This is a genomic window from Pseudomonas sp. B21-015 (genome assembly GCF_024749285.1).
Taxonomy (GTDB): Bacteria; Pseudomonadota; Gammaproteobacteria; order Pseudomonadales; family Pseudomonadaceae; genus Aquipseudomonas.
Genome location: NZ_CP087196.1, coordinates 2,759,231 through 2,775,969 on the forward strand (window position 1 = coordinate 2,759,231; position 16,739 = coordinate 2,775,969).

Genomic DNA, 16,739 nt, shown 5'->3' on the forward strand with positions numbered 1-16,739 from the left:
CCAGAAAGTGTGGTGTCTGTGCGGGCCTCATCGCGAGCAGGCTCGCTCCCACAAGGGATTTGTGAACGACATAGATCGACTGTGGGAGCGAGCCTGCTCGCGAAGGCCGCAATAGGGTGTGACCGTTCGTCGTAAGCAATCGCTGACCTGTTATTTCTGACAGTTGTGCCTGCACTGAACCAGGTGTCGAATGAGTTCATCCAACGGCGATGTTTGTTCCTCGCTTGTGCGCCTCATTTAAAGACAGGAGACTGCAGATGACCACTGAAGAGTTGTTGCCGGAATTACTTTCAGAACAAAGCTCGGGAGTTCTGGCGCTGGCGCCGATTTACATTCCGGGCCAGATTCCGGAAATCCACGATGCCGACGGTACACCCAACCCAAACCGGTTTGGCGTCAACCGCAGCATGATCACCTCCAATGCCAATGGCTTGTTGGTGAACGTGGACCCTTACACCGATTCCAAACCGGGTGACAACATCCAGATATTCTCCAGCCTCGATCCAACGCCCTTGTTGTCGTTCTACCTGATGGCCGGTCAGGAAAATGAAATCTCCCACGTGTTCTTACCAGGGCATTTGCTCGTAGCGGGTTTTCAGACCTTCTGGTACGTCATCACTCGCAATAGCCAAAACTACGGAACATCTCCACCGCTGGAGGTATTCATCAGAACGCTGCTACCCGGCGGTACGGATCCACAGCCGGATCGCCCCGGTCACTACCGGCTTCTGGCGCCTGTGTTACTCAATGTTCCGGCTGGCGGAGTGACCAAGGAACTGGCGGAGTCCGCAGAAGGGGTGAGGTTCGCTATTCGACCTTATCCGAACATGCGGCAATTCGACGTCATTACCTGCAGTTGGGGCGGGTACGAGTTTCACATCACGGTGGGGCTTGATCAGGTCGGTCAGGAAATCCAGGAAAAGGTACCGTTGGACGTCATTCAGAAGGCCGGCAACGGTGACCAGATTTTCATCTGGCGTCCGCTTGACGAGGTGCATAACCGTGCCAGCGACTGGTCGCTGCGCACTACCGTGTATGTCGAGGTGATTGGTGATCTATTGCGTCCGGTCATCCTGGAAGCAGTGCAGGTCGACCCGGACACCGGTGAGTTGTTTTATGATCTTGCAGCGTTGGGTAACAAGGACATCCAGGTCGACGTTGTCACCCGGCCGGTGACCTTCGAACTGCAGGACACCGTCAAGCTGTCGGTCTCGCAGATCAAGGACGGCGTTGAGTCTGTGGTGTTCACCGAGACCAAAACCGTTACGCAAATTGATAGTACGGTGAGATTTTTCCTGCCCAGTGCCACGGTTCAGCAACTGGCTCGGGAACACATTTACTTTCGCTATGAACTGACCAAGAGAAGCAGCGGCAAGACTCGACGCTCCAGTCGAACCACTGTATGGATCAAAGGGACGGCAGTGAATCTGCCAGCGCCAAAGATCCTGCCGATCAATGGTGTCGTGGTGGACCCCACTAAAGCGGCCACCGGGATTGTCTCCCCTCATGCGGCGATTGCACCTCAGGTCTGGTTGCACTTCTATGCCATTGGTACGGCCCCTGGCGGAGTTGTGCATCTGTATGACAGCGGGCGGCGCATCAGCAGTTCTCAGGCCACACGCGACATGACCTTTCCAATGCAGGCGAGTTTTATTGGCAAGATCGATGGCGGGCCGCTGGACGTGTATTACAAGGTGGGTTCCAGTCAGGACGATCCACTGGCCGTCGAATCATTGCGTCACAGCGTGCGGGTGGGCGAACCCAAGCCCGATCTGGAGGCCGTTTTCGTGGTGGATGCTGTGGATGGGGTGCTGGATCCCGAACAGCTGCCTCCCTTCGCGGATGCTGAGGTTCAGGTCCTGCCGTTCAAGGATATGAAGGGCCATACCGTCTATCTGTGGTATCAGTCGGATAACCCGGTGGACTCGCAACGCTATGAAGACTCGGTTGATATCGACGACCGCGATATTGACATCCCGGTATCGTTTTACCTGGCTCAGGATTTCCTCAACGAACACAAAGGCTACAGGTTGGCGATTGGTTACTCGGCTGAACCCACAAACGGCTCGGGCACGGAACGTTTTGGTGCCACTACCACCGTGAGCATCGGCAACGCCGAGCTGCCGCTTCTACCCAAACCGAAGGTATTGGAGGCCGATGCGAACGGTGTGGTCAAACCGAGCGATACCATTGTCAATGGAGCCTCTATCCGGATCAATGATGCAGACTTGAAGTTTGGCGACTTTATAAAGCTTTGGTGGGATGGTGCTGCCGGCAACGATGCGAACACGGACTATTACTACGAACAGCCCATTTCATTCAATGATGACGGGAAACCTTTCGTGCATCAGGTGCCCTACAAGCATGTGCAGGCAAATCAAAATGTTGGTGTGCAGGTTTGGTATGAGGTCGAGCGCGAAGCAGGGGGCGTACAGGAATCAGAAGTGCTGCTCCTGAACATACAGGAGGCGGCTCTACCTCTGCCGGCAATCAGCGAGGCGAAAGGGCCCAATCAGGATCAGATCAATCCTGATGATGTTCTTGCTGATGGCGCAAGCGCGTTAATTGGCGTGACCGCACAGCTTAAAGAAGGGGATGTGGTCACGCTCATACCCAGTGGTGGTTCTCCGATTGTTTACACCGTACTCAAGAGTGACGAAGGTCAGGAACTGACCCGAAAGATTTCCCGGACATTCATCGAGCAGAATAACGGCGGCAGTTTTACGTTGGGATACACCATCAAACGTAAAGTCGGCGGCCCCATTGAAGCATCGGAGTTCAAAAACTTCGATGTACGTCGGGTGATCGGATCGGGAACTTTGAAAGTCATGGGAGCCCGCCATAACTCCAACACCTATCGATCTTCAAGTTTGCCTTGCCTGATGTGGGCGTTCAATGCACAGACGCTTCAGCCGATGTTGGCAGAGTGGCGCTATGTCGGCGATACCGCGTGGATAGCAGGCACTCGATTCATCGATACGGACTCCGAACGGGCGTTGCAGGTGCGCTCTTCGACTGATCAGGTGACGCTCAATCCCGTCAACATCTGTGGCAATGGTGTGGACGCCAACATCAGCGGCGCTGCAGCGGTCGCCGTGCTGCGCGATTCCCGGAGGTCGGGTAGTGGGGCCGTTGGTGGTCGTGATCTTGTCGGATTCGGTAACGCCTCATATGGCGGCAACATTCCACCGGTGTATTTGATTCAGGAGAATCTGCGCGCAGTTTTTTGCTCCGGTGGTGCTTTCGTCGCATTGACCCGGGAAGGCGCCGCGTTGCCGTGGGGGGAAGCAGGCAGTGGCGGCAATATGGGTGCCATCAATCCTGACGGGTTCAAAACGATCGCCAGCAACAGTTACGCCTTTGCCGGGCTGACCACTACCGGTGACGTACGATGCTGGGGCAGAGCCGCAAACGGTGGGACGCTGCCAGCGGGGGGGCTGAGCAATATCAAGCGTATTTTCAATGGTGGCCTGGCGTTCGCGGCAGAACGGATGGACGGCAGTATCACTGCCTGGGGCGCTGCTGCTGCGGGCGGTGTGGCTAACCCGGTCCCTGGCATCAATAACGTGGAAAAGCTCATCTGTTCCTACCAGGCGTTTGCCGGCATTACCCAGACAAAGCGTCTGTTTGCCTTCGGTGGCGCAGCTTATGGCGGCAGTATTCCGGCGGCAATCGCCAATCGTACGGACATCCAGCGACTGTGCTGCGCTAACGCCCGTGCTTTTGTTGCGCTAACCAGCGGAAAAAATGTCGTCGCCTGGGGAGATAACGCTTATGGCGGCAATCTCACCAGCTATCCGGGTATCGCAGCGTTGCGATTCGTGGATGTCGCTTCTACCTGGCAGGCATTTGCCGGTATCACAGAAAACAATCGCGTCGCCGCGTGGGGAGCCGCCCCGGCCGGGGTTGTCCCCGCCCAAATTGCCAGCCTGACCAATGCGATTCAGGTTGTAGGGTCGGCCCATGCCTTTGCAGTGCTGTGTGCCGATGGTCGTGTCTTTGCGTGGGGCAACGCAACATTGGGCGGCAATACCGCACCGGTGGCCGCGCAATTGGTGAACGTTGTGGCCATTTACACCAACTCGCACGGGTTCATTGCGCTGACTTCCGACAACCGTGTAGTCACCTGGGGACATGCAACGGCCATCGGGGGCGCCACCGGTCTCAATGGCTTTGTTTCCTACATCGACAGCACAGCCACGGGTATGGAAATGGCCAGTACCCAGGCCGATGGGATCACCGAGTCTCAATAGAACCCCCCAATCAACTCCTTTGTCACTCGTCGCCTCGTGAGGGCGCCGGGTGCCTGACCGACTTTGAGGTATCCGAAAATGCTTGAAGAAATCAATGGTGTCATGACAACCCTGATTGCCCCGACTGTTGACGGTTCCAGTCCCGAGGGAACGCTGGATCCGCAGTCGCTGCCAGAGAGAACGGCTGTCCGTCTGGCCTCGTACATCGGGATGAAATTCAATGATGAGGTGCATCTTTACTTCACCCCGGACGGCGCCTCTAGGGTGCTGATCGACAAGATCAAAATCAGGGCGAACCAGGGTGAGACACCTCCGTGGTTCAGTGTTCTCTCTGATGAATTCGCCAAGCACTTGGGGAGCGTGATTGGGGTGAGTTATGAAGTCTGGTTTGGCAACCAGCGACTGCACACATCCCGGGAGTTGCAGCTTGAGATCAAGACCGGTTTCGAAGGTGAGCACACGCTGGATCTACAGACTTACAACTATGTGGTAGTGACCGGTAAACCGCCACTCACCTCGCCTGCGTTCTCCCGTTTCACCCGAGAGGCCACATGGGGTGTCGCACCATATGAATACACCAGCAGCGATACCACGGTTGCCAGCGTTGAACGACAAGGGGAGGTGACTGCCACGGGTAACGGCATCTGCACCCTCCGCGCGACCGATAGTGTCGGCCAAGCCAAGAGCTACAACCTGACTGTTACCGGAATAGGTCAACTGCACTTCCTGACGGCTACCGCCAATTGGTCCGGCATGCGCAACGCCTGCACGGCAGCCGGGTTGGAACCGGCCACACTGGCCCAGCTGCGACAACTGATGAGTATCTACAGTGCCAATGCAGGCTCGCTGACCGATTACTTCGAACTGTTGCCTTATCCGTTCTGGACCGGTGAACTCAACGGTGCCAACACCGCCTGGATCGTCGATCTGGATAAACGCGAAAACGATCCGCTGGATCCCCACTTCACCTCGGCCGACCTGAGTGAGTTGCATCAGGTATTGGGTATTTCCATTCGCTGAGAAAAGCTCATGGCGTAGCGCCAGGGGGAGATTACATGAACGTCTATCGTTTGCTGATTCACAGCACGCTATTGCTTTACCTGCAATTTGGTGGAATTGCCCAGGCTGTCACTGGCCCGCAACATGATTACTTTCGGGCGACGGGGACGTGGCAGCCCGCTCTGCGTCTTGATCTGGGTGATACCGGGCAACGGATATTTGGTTTCAATCAACAAGATCAGTTGTATTTCGGATACCAGGTGGCGTCCCGCCTCAATGCACGGTTTCGCGATACCGCCATCACCTGTCGCGACGGCAGTGCGGCCTTCCATTGCAACGGTGTATTGATACGTGGCACTGCCGCTTCGACCCAGTTTCATGCATGGAACCCCAGCCCCAACTCGGTGGGGCGTAATGGTGTTTCGTTCTCTTGGGCAAGAGCCACTGTGGGAATGCTACAGATCGCCGGCAACCAGGGGTTGATCTTCAAGGAATCGGCTGCCGCCACCCGGACGGTGCCGATCGTTCGGGTCGCGCTCAACTCACCCGGCGCGAATGTATTTTTCTACGAGCCATCGGACCAGAGCACGTAGTGAGCAGCCGTCGCAATCGGAATGTACTTTCAGGAGGAGGGTTCGTTATGGAACGAGGGAAAGGATACATGAGGTGGTTTGTCGGGCTTTTTCTGAGTCTGTTCTTTACCCACGGTGTCTGGGCGGTCACAGGACCTGAAGTTGCGCAGTTGCTCAATGCCCGTTATCGGCTGTCCGTCAGTGAATGTGTCGGTGCCACTGCGATTCATTATTGCAGTGGCGTGTTGGCACGTCGCTCGCAGAATGCGCCGACAGTGGGATTCTGGAAACTCAGCGCGGAAGCGGTTTCCTCCGGCGTTGAACGGTTTGACTATTGGCGGGTTGATCGTGCCCCGGTACTTGCAAATCGACCTAACGGTTTCGTGTTTACCGATGTGTTCACAGCGATCGGCCTGGGCAAGCAGCTTGATGTATTGCCGGCAGCGTCGAATTCCGAGGCCTCGGTCAAGAATTGGGATGATGGGGCCCCGGCCCGAGCTCCATTGCAGGCGCTGTTCTATGACTTGGGCACCGCAGGTGCGCTGCGTGGAGCACAGAGGGATCAACTGGCGTATTTTCGGGCAACCGGTGAGTGGCTGCCGATCCTGCGGATGCAGCGCGATGATGCACAACAGAGCCTCTTTGGTTTCAATCAGGCTGATCAATTGTATGTGGGTTATCAAGTAGCCGCCCGATTGAATGCACGGTATGCCGATACGTCACCGACCTGCCGGGATGGTCGGGCAGCGTTTTATTGCAATGGGGTACTGATCCGCACGACTGACCAATCGACGGCGTTTCATTCGTGGAATCCCAGTCCTGGATCGGTGCGCGGCAACGGTGCCTCTTTCAGTTATCTGCGAGCCGACGCCGGTGTCATCAGGCTTTACAAGGTCCAGGGATTCGTCATCCGTGAACAGGCTGCACCGGTAGGCAACCCCATGAGCTTGCGATGTGCTTATCCATTTGATGGCGGTACCAGTGGTTCAGCGGACGCTTGTAGAGTCCGCGGCGGAATGTGCGGTGAATTGGGGGTTACCAGTGTCCAGGCATGGACTGCGCGGTATGCTGCCCGTCCGAACTCCTCATGTGCATTCAACCTTGATCCACAGCAGTTCCAGCTCAGCATCGACGTGCGTTTGAATCGCAGTGATTATTACGGCTGGAACGAGTTTATGGTCGCTGCCTGGCCTCAGGACAATCCATCACAACTGCCCATCGAAGCGTTCATCTACACCACTCAAGCGCTTGGCGGTGGAAATGGATTGGCTGGCGCGCAATATGACCAAAAGGACTATTTTCAGGTGTCCGGACGATACATACCGATCATGCGAGTGACATTGAACGCGGCACCCGGTCAGGTATTTGTTTTTGACCCTCAAGAGCAGGGCGTTCAGTAAGCCCACCCCGGATGCGCCGCCGCCAACAGTTCTTTGGTGTAGGGATGCTGCGGCGAGTCGAACACGTCGTGGCTGGCGCCGCTTTCCACCACTTTGCCGTCCTTGATCACGATCATGTCGTGGGCCAGGGCGCGCACCACCGCCAGGTCGTGACTGATGAACAGGTAGGTCAGGCCATGTTTCTCCTGAAGCTGGCGGAGCAGGGCGACCACTTGTTTTTGCACCGTGCGGTCGAGGGCCGAGGTCGGTTCGTCGAGCAGGATCAGCGCCGGTTTCAGCACCAGCGCGCGGGCAATGGCGATGCGCTGGCGTTGGCCGCCGGAGAATTCGTGCGGGTAGCGATGACGGCTTTGCGGGTCGAGGCCGACTTCTTCCAGCACCCGGATCACCTGGGCCTCGCATTCGTCAGGGGTGGACTGGCTGTGAACCTCAAGGCCTTCACTGATGATCTGCGCCACGGACATCCGCGGGCTGAGGCTGCCGTAAGGGTCCTGGAACACCACCTGCATCTTCTTGCGCCATGGCCGAAGTTGCTTTTGCGTCAGGCCATCGAGGGCCTCACCCTGAAAGCGAATGCTGCCTTCCGAGTCGAGCAAGCGCAGGATCGCCTGACCGAGGGTGGATTTGCCCGAACCGGATTCACCGACAATGCCCAGGGTCTTGCCGCGTTGAACGTTCAGGCTGATGCCGTCCACCGCGCGCAGGTAAGTTTTACGCTGAAACAGTCCGCCACCGATGGCGAACTGCACCTGTAGATTATCCACTTCCAGGACTTTTTCACGTTCGTCCCGTGGCAGGGCTTCACCTTCTGGCTCGGCATTCAACAGCACACAGCTGTAAGGATGTTTCGGCTCGGTGAACAGTGTCTCGCAGGGCGCCTGCTCGACGATTTCCCCGGCGCGCATCACGCACACCCGCTGGGCGATGCTGCGCACCAGATTGAGGTCGTGGCTGATCAGCAGCAGTGACATGCCGAGCCGCTGTTGCAGGGATTTGAGCAGCAGCAGGATCTTGCGCTGCACCGTCACATCCAGCGCGGTGGTCGGCTCGTCGGCGATCAGCAGCTCCGGCTCGCAGGCCAGGGCCATGGCGATCATTACCCGTTGCCGTTGGCCGCCGGACAGTTGATGGGGATAGGCCTTGAGCCGCTCTTCGGGCTTCTGGATGCCCACCAGTTGCAGTAACTCGAGAATCCGCGCTTGCGCCGCTTTGCCCCCCAGCCCTCTGTGCAACAGCAGGGTTTCGCCGATCTGCTTTTCGATACTGTGCAGCGGGTTGAGGGAGGTCATCGGCTCCTGGAAGATCATCGCGATCCGGTTGCCGCGCAGCTCGCGCAAGGCCTTGGTGTCGGCGCCAATCAATTCCTGGCCGCGATAGCAAATGCTGCCGGTGGTTTGCGTGCCATTTTCGGGCAGCAGTTGCAGGATCGAGTGGGCGGTCACTGATTTACCGGAGCCCGACTCACCGACCAACGCCAGGCATTCGCCGGGGCGGATGTCCAGGCACAGGTTGCACACCACGGTCTGGCCACTGAAGGCTACGTTGAGGTCACGGATTTCGATCAGGTTGTCACTCATATCAACAGTCCGCTTCAAGAACGAGGGTCAAAGGCATCACGCAACGCCTCGCCAATGAACACCAATAAAGAAAGAATCAGCGCCAGGGTGAAAAACGCCGTCAGCCCCAGCCATGGTGCTTGCAGGTTCTGCTTGCCTTGACCGATCAATTCGCCCAGGGACGCGCTGCCGGCTGGCATGCCGAAGCCGAGGAAGTCCAATGCGGTGAGGGTGGAAATCGCCCCGGTCAGGATGAACGGCAGATAACTCAGGGTGGCGTTCATCGCATTGGGCAGAATGTGCCGCACGATCACCTTGCGGTCGGTCAGGCCCAGCGCGCGGGCGGCCTTGACGTATTCGAGGTTTCGCCCGCGCAGGAACTCGGCGCGCACCACGTCCACCAGGGCCAGCCAGGAAAACAGCGCCATGATCCCCAGCAGCCACCAGAAATTCGGCTCGACGAAGCCCGACAGAATGATCAGCAGGTACAGCACCGGCAACCCGGACCAGACCTCCAGCAAGCGCTGACCGAGCAGGTCGACCCAGCCGCCGTAATAGCCTTGCAGGGCACCGGCGGCGATGCCGATCAACGCGCTGATAAAGGTCAGTGCCAGCGCGAACAGGATCGACACCCGCGCCCCGAAAATCACCCGGGCCAGCACGTCCCGGGCCTGATCGTCGGTACCCAGCCAGTTGACCTTCGACGGCGGGCTCGGCGCCGGTTGATTGAGGTCGTAGTTGGGCGTGTCGTCGCTGAACGGGATCGGCGCAAACAGCATCCAGCCGCCATCCTTGTGAATCAGCTTCTGCACGTAATCGCTGCGGTAGTCGGCCTGAAAGGGCAGTTGCCCGCCAAACTCCTGCTCGGTGTGGCGTTTGAGCGCCGGGAAGTACAACGAGCCCTGGTAGCTGACCATCAGCGGTTTGTCGTTGGCGATCAGCTCGCCGCCCAGGGTCAGCAGGAACAGGCCGACAAACAACCACAGCGACCACCAGCCCCGGCGGTTTTTCTTGAAGCGTTCGAAGCGGCGACGGCCCAGTGGCGAGAGCTTGAACATCAGGCATTCCTCGCGGCGAAGTCGATACGCGGATCGACCAGGGTGTAGCAGAGGTCACCGATGATTTTTATCAGCAGGCCGAACAAGGTGAAGATGAACAGCGAGCCGAATACCACCGGATAGTCCCGTGATACAGCGGCTTCGTAACTCATGCGGCCCAGGCCATCGAGGGAAAAAATCACTTCGATCAGCAGCGACCCGGCGAAAAATACGCTGATGAAGGCCTGCGGAATTCCCGACACCACCAGCAGCATCGCGTTGCGAAACACATGGCCGTAAAGCACTCGGCGTTCACTCAACCCCTTGGCGCGGGCAGTGACCACGTACTGGCAAGTGATTTCATTGAGGAAGGAGTTTTTGGTGAGGATGGTCAGGGTGGCGAAACCGCCGATCACCAGCGCCGTCACCGGCAACACCAGGTGCCAGAAGTAATCGGCGATTTTGCCCACCGTCGACAGCGACTCGAAGTTGTCCGAGACCAGGCCGCGCACCGGGAACCAGTTCAATGAGGTGCCACCAGCGAAAACCACGATCAGGAACATCGCGAACAGGAACGCCGGCATGGCGTAACCGATGATGATCGCGGTGCTGCTCCAGATGTCGAAATGACTGCCGTGGTGCACGGCCTTGCGGATGCCCAGCGGAATCGACACCAAATAAGTGATCAACGTCGCCCAGAGCCCGAGGGAAATGGTCACCGGCATTTTTTCCAGGATCAGGTCGGTGACCGTGGCGCCGCGGAAAAAGCTCTTGCCGAAATCGAGATGGGCGTAGCTCTTGAGCATCAGCCACAGGCGTTCCGGCGCCGGCTTGTCGAAGCCGTATTGCTTTTCGATCTCCTTGATCAGCTGCGGATCAAGCCCGCGGCTGGCCCGTGAGCTGCCGTGCATTGTCTCGCTGGAACCGCCGCCGACCCCCGCGCCGCCGATGCCTTGCAGCTTCGCGATAGCCTGTTCCACCGGGCCACCGGGCGCCGCCTGGACAATGACGAAATTGACCAGAAGAATGATCACCAGCGTCGGAATGATCAGCAGCAAACGCCGCAGTATGTAAGCCCACATCAGTGCGGCCCTCCGGGTTTGCCGCGCTTGATGAGTTCGGCGGTCATCTGTTCGTTGGTCAGGGGTGTGGAACTGACTTCCCACCAACTCTCGATGGCTTCGTCATTGCTCGCTTGCACAGCGGGAATGCCGAAGCGGTTCCACCACAGGGTCGAACTGCCTGGCGGGTAATAGTTGGGAATCCAATAGAAGTTCCATTGCAGAACACGGTCCAGGGCATGTGCGTAGCGCAGCATGTCGGCCTGGGTGTTGGCCCGAACCAGGCCGTTGATCAACGTATCGACCGCCGGATTCTTCAGCGCCATGTAGTTGTTGGAACCCGGATCGTTGGCCGCCGCCGAGCCAAAGTAGTTGTACAGCTCGTTACCCGGCGAGTTGGTGACCGGGTAGCCGGTGACGATCATGTCGTAATCCCGGGACATCAGGCGGTTGACGTACTGGGAGGCGTCGATGTGGCGAATGTTCAGGTCGATGCCGATTTGTTTCAGGGTGCGCTTATAAGGCAGCAGCAATCGGTCCATGCCGTTCTGGCTGATCAGGAAGGTGAAGCTCAGCGGTTGACCTTCGGCATTGACCAGTTGATCGCCATCGGGTTTCCAGCCCGCCTGTTCGAGCAAGTCCAGGGCTTGCAACTGTTTGTCGCGAATCACGCCGCTACCGTCGGTTTTCGGTGCTTCGAAGACCTGGGTGAAGACTTCGTCGGGGATCTGCCCGCGCAGCGGTTCGAGAATCGCCCGTTCACCCGCGTCGGGCAGTTGTCGGGCGGCGAGGTCGGTGTTGGAAAAGAAGCTCTGCTGGCGGATGTACAGGTTGCGCATCATTTGCCGGTTGCTCCACTCGAAATCCCAGAGCATGGCCAGGGCCTGGCGCACACGGCGGTCCTGAAACATCGGGTTTTGCAGGTTGAACACAAAGCCCTGAGACGATTGCGGTGCCTCTTTGGCCAGGTGGGCCTTTTGCAGGCGACCGTCGCTCAGGGCCGGGCTCTCGTAACCAATGGAGTAGGCGGTGGCGGAGAATTCGCGGTTGTAGTCATAGGCACCGCCACGCAGCACCTGACGGGCGACGTCGGTGTCGCCGAAGTACTCGATGCTGAAATGATCGAAGTTGTAGAGGCCACGGCTGACCGGTAAATCCCTGGCCCACCAGTCGGCGTTACGCTCGAAGGTGATGCTGCGCCCGGAGTCGACCTTGCTCACCCTGTATGGCCCGCTGCCCAGTGGCGGTTCGTAACCGCCACCATTGGCGAAGTCGCGGGTCTTCCACCAGTGTTCGGGAAATACCGGCAAGGTGGCGATGTCGAGGGGCAGGGTGCGGTTTTCATTGCTTTTGAAGTCGAAGCGAATGGTTCGCGGCGACTCCACTTCGACGCCTTTGACGTCGGCGAATTGCGTGCGATAACGCAGGCTGCCCTGGGTCATCAGCAAGTTGAAGGTGTAGCGCACGTCTTCGGCCGTGATGGGCTTGCCGTCGGCGAAACGGGCGTTCGGGTTCAGGTAGAAACGCAGAGACAAACCGTCGTCGGAACGCTCCATCTGTTGCGCCACCAGGCCGTACACGGTGTAGGGTTCGTCCAGCGAACGCAGGGCCAGGGGCGAGTAGATCAAGCCGTCGATCTGCGTGACACCAATGCCTTTGTCGATGTACGGCAGGACATGGTCGAAATGACCGATTTCCAGCGCTGAGCGACGCATCGTGCCACCCTTCGGCGCTTGCGGGTTGGTGTAGGCGAAATGACTGAAGCCGGCGGGATACTTCGCCGGTTCACCGTATACGGTCAACGCCTGTTGCGGTGCAGCATTCACACCGGCGGCGCCCAACAACAGGGCCGCGGCAGTGAACAACCAAGTGGGGAAAGCCAGTCGCATTGTCAGCCTTATAGCCGGATGATCGATAAGCACAATTTGTACGCTAGCGGCGCGTCCCTCGCCAGCCGTATCACGTAACGAAAACACAACGGCCCACCAAAAGGCGGGCCGTTGTGTAGAAAACTCAAGGGTCGATCAGTCCTGACGGCTGGTCACTTCCAGCAGGTGGTAACCGAACTGGGTCTTGACCGGGCCTTGCACCACGTTGATCGGTGCGCTGAAGACCACGGTGTCGAATTCCTTGACCATCTGGCCTGGGCCGAACGAACCCAGGTCACCGCCCTGGCGGCTGGACGGGCAGGTGGAGTTGGCTTTGGCGATTTCGGCGAAATCGGCGCCGGCTTCGATCTGGGCCTTGAGTTCGTTGCACTTGGCTTCGGTGGCAACCAGGATGTGACGGGCAGTGGCTTTGGCCATGGGAAAATACTCCATTCAATGTTCAGTAAAGTGCGGAGCCTACCGGATTCAGTGGGCTATTTCTCTCTCAAAGTTTCGTCCGGCTTTTATGGCATGGCTTAAAGGCCGGCATTCCTCAAGCGTTCGGCATGCTGCACATACAGGGCGATCGGGTCGATACCCTTGCGCACCTGACCGGTTGTCTGGCAGAGGCTCTCCAGATGGTCGAGTGGATAGTCCGAACGGATCACTTTACCCAGATGGGAGCTGAACCGGCCGACCATGCCGTCATTCTGCTCGGCTTCGGTGGTGAAATAGTGGGAAAAGGCCCGGAGGAACCCGTGCAGCGGATGGAGTGCATTGAGCCCCTCGTCGAGGATGTTTCCCGGCAGGGTGCCGCTCCAGGAATAGTAGCGCACGCCGTTAACCAGTTCGCGACCCTTGCCCCCCCAGGTTTTCGGCAACCCTTGAGGGTATTTGTCGTTGAATGCGCCGACGCCTTCGGTAGTCATTGTATTGAGCGCGGCGATGGCGTTCTGCGGCAGGTGCCGGTTGCCACTGAGCAACGACAGGAAGTCGGCGAACAAAGTAGCCACCGCTCCGGCGACATGTTCTGGCAGGCGTCCGGGGGTCAGTGCCTTGCGCAGGAAGTCGGCCAGTTCCGAGCCATGATTCGGCCCGCTGACCGATGTCACTGAAGCGACCGCCTCTGGCGCCAGCGCCCCCGCATAACGTGCAGCCAGTGCGCCCTGGCTGTGACCGATCAGGTTGACTTTTTCTGCACCGGTTCCTTGCAGTACCCGCTCGATCTGCGCCAACAGTTGTTCGCCGCGGGTTTCATTGCTGTGGGTAGCCGACAGGTGCGGGATGAAAACCCTTGCACCAGCGTTTCTCAGGGCCAGTTTGACGTCATGGAACAGTTCCAGATTACCAATGCGATCGAAGCCGAAGAGCCCGTGGACCAGCAGGATCGGATAGTGAGTGTTTGCATTCCGTAGCATGTGCATTCCTTTTTCGCAGTAGGTCAGGTGTGTGCTTAAGGGCGCACTCTAAAGCACACCAGCCGCCCGGTGATGTATGAAAAAGCCGCTGTAACCTGATGAAAACGGAATAGAAATGGTGCGAAAGTTCGGATGAACATGAGGTCTTGGTCGGAATATCTGGACATCTTTTTAGCGATGACTGGACGCTTCTTCGTAATGACCTACTTATGAAACGTCTTTTTTCCGTACAAACCGACGCGATTGTCCGGCATCGCGGATTAACGCCGTGGGTTTCAATGGGCTTTGTTCGATGCCGACCTTCAAGGCGGCATTTATTCCAGGGACTGGAGCGTGTGAATGACTTTTTATGAAGCGGATAGCCTCAATGTTGTAGAGCAATGCATGGCGGCACCACAGCTGGAGCAGGCGGATAACTCGGTGCTCGATCCGTCGGAAAGTAAAGCCATCGTCACCGTTGCGCCTTACCCGTATATGGCCTGCGGAGACAAACTGGAAATGTTCTGGTCAGGTATTGATGCAGAGGGGGTTGCGTATTGGCACGACGTGTCGCGTTTCGTCAGCGAAACTCAGGTGGGCAGGGCGGTGGTCTTTCGCGTATCGGGTGAACACATTGCCGCACTGGATGGAGGATCGCTCGAGGTTTACTACAGGCTCTACAGTGCGCTCCTTTGTGAGCCAGTGGAGTCCGAGCGTTTACACCTGTATGTCGGTGATGCACGGCCAGATTTGCTGCCTGCGATTGTGGACGATGCAGTGGGCGGCACGCTCGACCCGGGCAGGGTCGCCGAGGGCGCGAGCATAACGATCAGACGGTATGCCCGGATGGCGGCTGGAGATCGGGTCTTGCTGTCTTGGGCAGGGGGTACGCCACAAGCGAGCTTCAATGACGCATTGACAGTCGAATCCTTTGCAATAGAAGGCGAACTGTCGTTCTGGATACCTCCCGACTGTATTGCACCCAATCTCGGGGCAGTTGTTACGGTCAGCTATTGCGTCGAGCAGAAGGGGCAAACATCACGTTTCTCTGAACCTGCGAAGCTGTTGATCGGCCCTCTGGAACGAGGACCGCTTTTGCCACCCTCCGTGCTGGAAGCCGATGAGGGTTGGCTGGAGCTGCAAGATGCGATCGATGGTGTCCCCGTCGTGATCGACAATGTCCAGGCCGAAGAGGGCGAACTGGTCTACCTGAAGTGTGACGGCGAGCATTTCAGTCACCGCGATGAACGTGAGGTTTTCAGGGAAATGGCCGGCCAACCGTTGGTGTTTGTCGTTCCCTACAGGTTCTGGCGCGAGCATCGGGACTTGACGGTCCGAATAGCCTATTCAGTCGAACGTCTCGACGATGTGAGCCAGCAGTCCGAAGTCACGTTAGTGCGAGTGCAGTCGTAAACTGATTTAACGTCAACAGCCTTCCAGTTTTCTATTGAGAACTGGAAGGCTGTCATTGGTCATTTCGGCTGTTGAGTGCGGCGCTGCACACGGAGTTGTTCGGCGGCCTGCAGCAACAACTGTTCCGTCCCGCTCCAGCCAAGGCAGCCGTCCGTTACCGACACCCCGTAACGCAACGACGGGTTCAACGGCTGGCAGCCTTCGAACAGATGGCTCTCAATCATCATGCCAACCAGCGAGCGATCGCCTTGCAGGCGTTGTTCGAGTACGTCGTTGAACACGGCTGGCTGACGCAGCGGATCTTTACCGCTGTTGGCGTGGCTGCAGTCGACCATGATCCGCGCCGGGATCTTGAGTCTGGTCAAATCGCTTTGCACCTTGGCGACGCTGTCGCGGTCGTAGTTCGGGCCGTGATGGCCGCCACGCAATACCAGGTGGGTGTCGGGGTTGCCCGGCGTCTGAATAATTGCAGGATGCCCCTGGCTATCGACACCGAAATGGCGATGCGGATGGGCGGCCGAGCGCATGGCATCGCTGGCGATAGCCACACCGCCATCGGTGCCGTTCTTGAACCCTACCGGCATGCACAGGCCGCTGGCCATTTCCCGGTGGATTTGTGATTCGGTGGTACGGGCGCCAATCGCGACCCAGCTCAGCAGATCGTCAAAGTAGCCGGCGGCCATCGGTTGCAGCAGCTCGGTGGCAACGGGTAAACCCAATTGGAGCATTTCGCGCATCAATTCGCGGGACAGCGTCAAACCGCCCGCCATGTCATCGCTGCCATCCAGATGCGGGTCGTAGGCCAGGCCTTTCCAGCCGACCGTGGTGCGGGGTTTTTCGACGTAGGCGCGCATCACCAGCAGCATCTCATCGCTGACTTGTGCAGACAGGTGGGCCAGGTTAGCGGCGTATTCGAGGGCTGAGCGGGGATCGTGAATCGAGCAGGGACCAACGATCACCAGCAGACGGGAATCCTCACCGTTGAGGATCGCGCGGACTGCCTGACGGTGGGCGGCGACTTGTTGGGTCAGGGCGTTGCTGAGTGGCAGTTGCTGTTTGAGTTGCAATGAGCTGGGCAGACGCAAGGTCAGCGCTTCATTGGCAGGGCTCAAGGTGGACAGCGGCAGAGCAGAGACGGACGAGTTCATATTCGGGCTTCCTGGGCTGGCGGCGGGTTCGTCCC

12 protein-coding genes are annotated in these 16,739 nt (G+C 58.1%); 5 read left to right on the forward strand and 7 right to left on the reverse strand.

All coding sequences use genetic code 11. The features are described 5' to 3' along the window. Window positions 1–257: 257 nt before the first annotated feature. The 4 genes from LOY38_RS12500 (at window position 258) to LOY38_RS12515 (ending at window position 7,224) form a co-directional block, all read left to right on the forward strand. On the forward strand, window positions 258–4,253 hold the full coding sequence (locus LOY38_RS12500) for a hypothetical protein (RefSeq protein ID WP_258700271.1): 3,996 nt from the start codon (window positions 258–260) through the stop codon (window positions 4,251–4,253). 78 nt (window positions 4,254–4,331) lie between these two features. Continuing rightward, window positions 4,332–5,273: a hypothetical protein gene (locus LOY38_RS12505; protein ID WP_258700272.1), complete on the forward strand. Its 942-nt coding sequence runs from the start codon at window positions 4,332–4,334 to the stop codon at window positions 5,271–5,273. 35 nt (window positions 5,274–5,308) lie between these two features. Then, complete coding sequence (locus LOY38_RS12510) at window positions 5,309–5,845, forward strand: hypothetical protein (protein ID WP_258700273.1); 537 nt, start codon at window positions 5,309–5,311, stop codon at window positions 5,843–5,845. A gap of 47 nt (window positions 5,846–5,892) precedes the next feature. Further along, the gene (locus LOY38_RS12515) at window positions 5,893–7,224 is read left to right on the forward strand and encodes a hypothetical protein (RefSeq protein WP_258700274.1); all 1,332 of its coding nucleotides are present in this window, start codon (window positions 5,893–5,895) and stop codon (window positions 7,222–7,224) included. Here LOY38_RS12515 and LOY38_RS12520 read toward each other — a convergent pair. The 6 genes from LOY38_RS12520 to LOY38_RS12545 form a co-directional block, all read right to left on the reverse strand. Next, a complete protein-coding gene (locus LOY38_RS12520; RefSeq protein ID WP_258700275.1) occupies window positions 7,218–8,801 on the reverse strand; it encodes an ABC transporter ATP-binding protein in 1,584 nt (527 codons plus the stop codon). The two genes, LOY38_RS12515 and LOY38_RS12520, sit on opposite strands and share 7 nt — an antisense overlap. Window positions 8,802–8,815: 14 nt before the next feature. After that, window positions 8,816–9,838 carry an ABC transporter permease gene (locus tag LOY38_RS12525; RefSeq protein WP_258700276.1) on the reverse strand — a complete coding sequence of 341 codons (1,023 nt, stop codon included), beginning with the start codon at window positions 9,836–9,838 and terminating at the stop codon, window positions 8,816–8,818. Continuing rightward, window positions 9,838–10,899, reverse strand: a complete 1,062-nt coding sequence (locus LOY38_RS12530) for a microcin C ABC transporter permease YejB (RefSeq protein WP_258700277.1) — start codon at window positions 10,897–10,899, stop codon at window positions 9,838–9,840. Before LOY38_RS12530 ends, LOY38_RS12525 begins: the two co-directional genes overlap by 1 nt. Continuing rightward, window positions 10,899–12,767 (reverse strand): extracellular solute-binding protein, encoded by a 1,869-nt coding sequence (locus LOY38_RS12535; protein WP_258700278.1) that lies wholly within the window; start codon window positions 12,765–12,767, stop codon window positions 10,899–10,901. Before LOY38_RS12535 ends, LOY38_RS12530 begins: the two co-directional genes overlap by 1 nt. A gap of 135 nt (window positions 12,768–12,902) precedes the next feature. Continuing rightward, the gene (locus tag LOY38_RS12540; RefSeq protein WP_258700279.1) at window positions 12,903–13,184 is read right to left on the reverse strand and encodes a peptidylprolyl isomerase; all 282 of its coding nucleotides are present in this window, start codon (window positions 13,182–13,184) and stop codon (window positions 12,903–12,905) included. Between the two features lie 98 nt (window positions 13,185–13,282). Further along, the gene (locus tag LOY38_RS12545) at window positions 13,283–14,164 is read right to left on the reverse strand and encodes a triacylglycerol lipase (protein ID WP_258700280.1); all 882 of its coding nucleotides are present in this window, start codon (window positions 14,162–14,164) and stop codon (window positions 13,283–13,285) included. A 339-nt stretch (window positions 14,165–14,503) separates the two neighbouring features. Here LOY38_RS12545 and LOY38_RS12550 point away from each other — a divergent pair, with 339 nt between their 5' ends. Continuing rightward, window positions 14,504–15,556, forward strand: coding sequence for a hypothetical protein (locus LOY38_RS12550; RefSeq protein WP_258700281.1), 1,053 nt, complete (start codon window positions 14,504–14,506; stop codon window positions 15,554–15,556). A 59-nt stretch (window positions 15,557–15,615) separates the two neighbouring features. Here LOY38_RS12550 and LOY38_RS12555 read toward each other — a convergent pair whose 3' ends face one another. Continuing rightward, window positions 15,616–16,704, reverse strand: a complete 1,089-nt coding sequence (locus LOY38_RS12555) for a 3-deoxy-7-phosphoheptulonate synthase (protein ID WP_258700282.1) — start codon at window positions 16,702–16,704, stop codon at window positions 15,616–15,618. Between the last annotated feature and the right edge of the window lie 35 nt (window positions 16,705–16,739).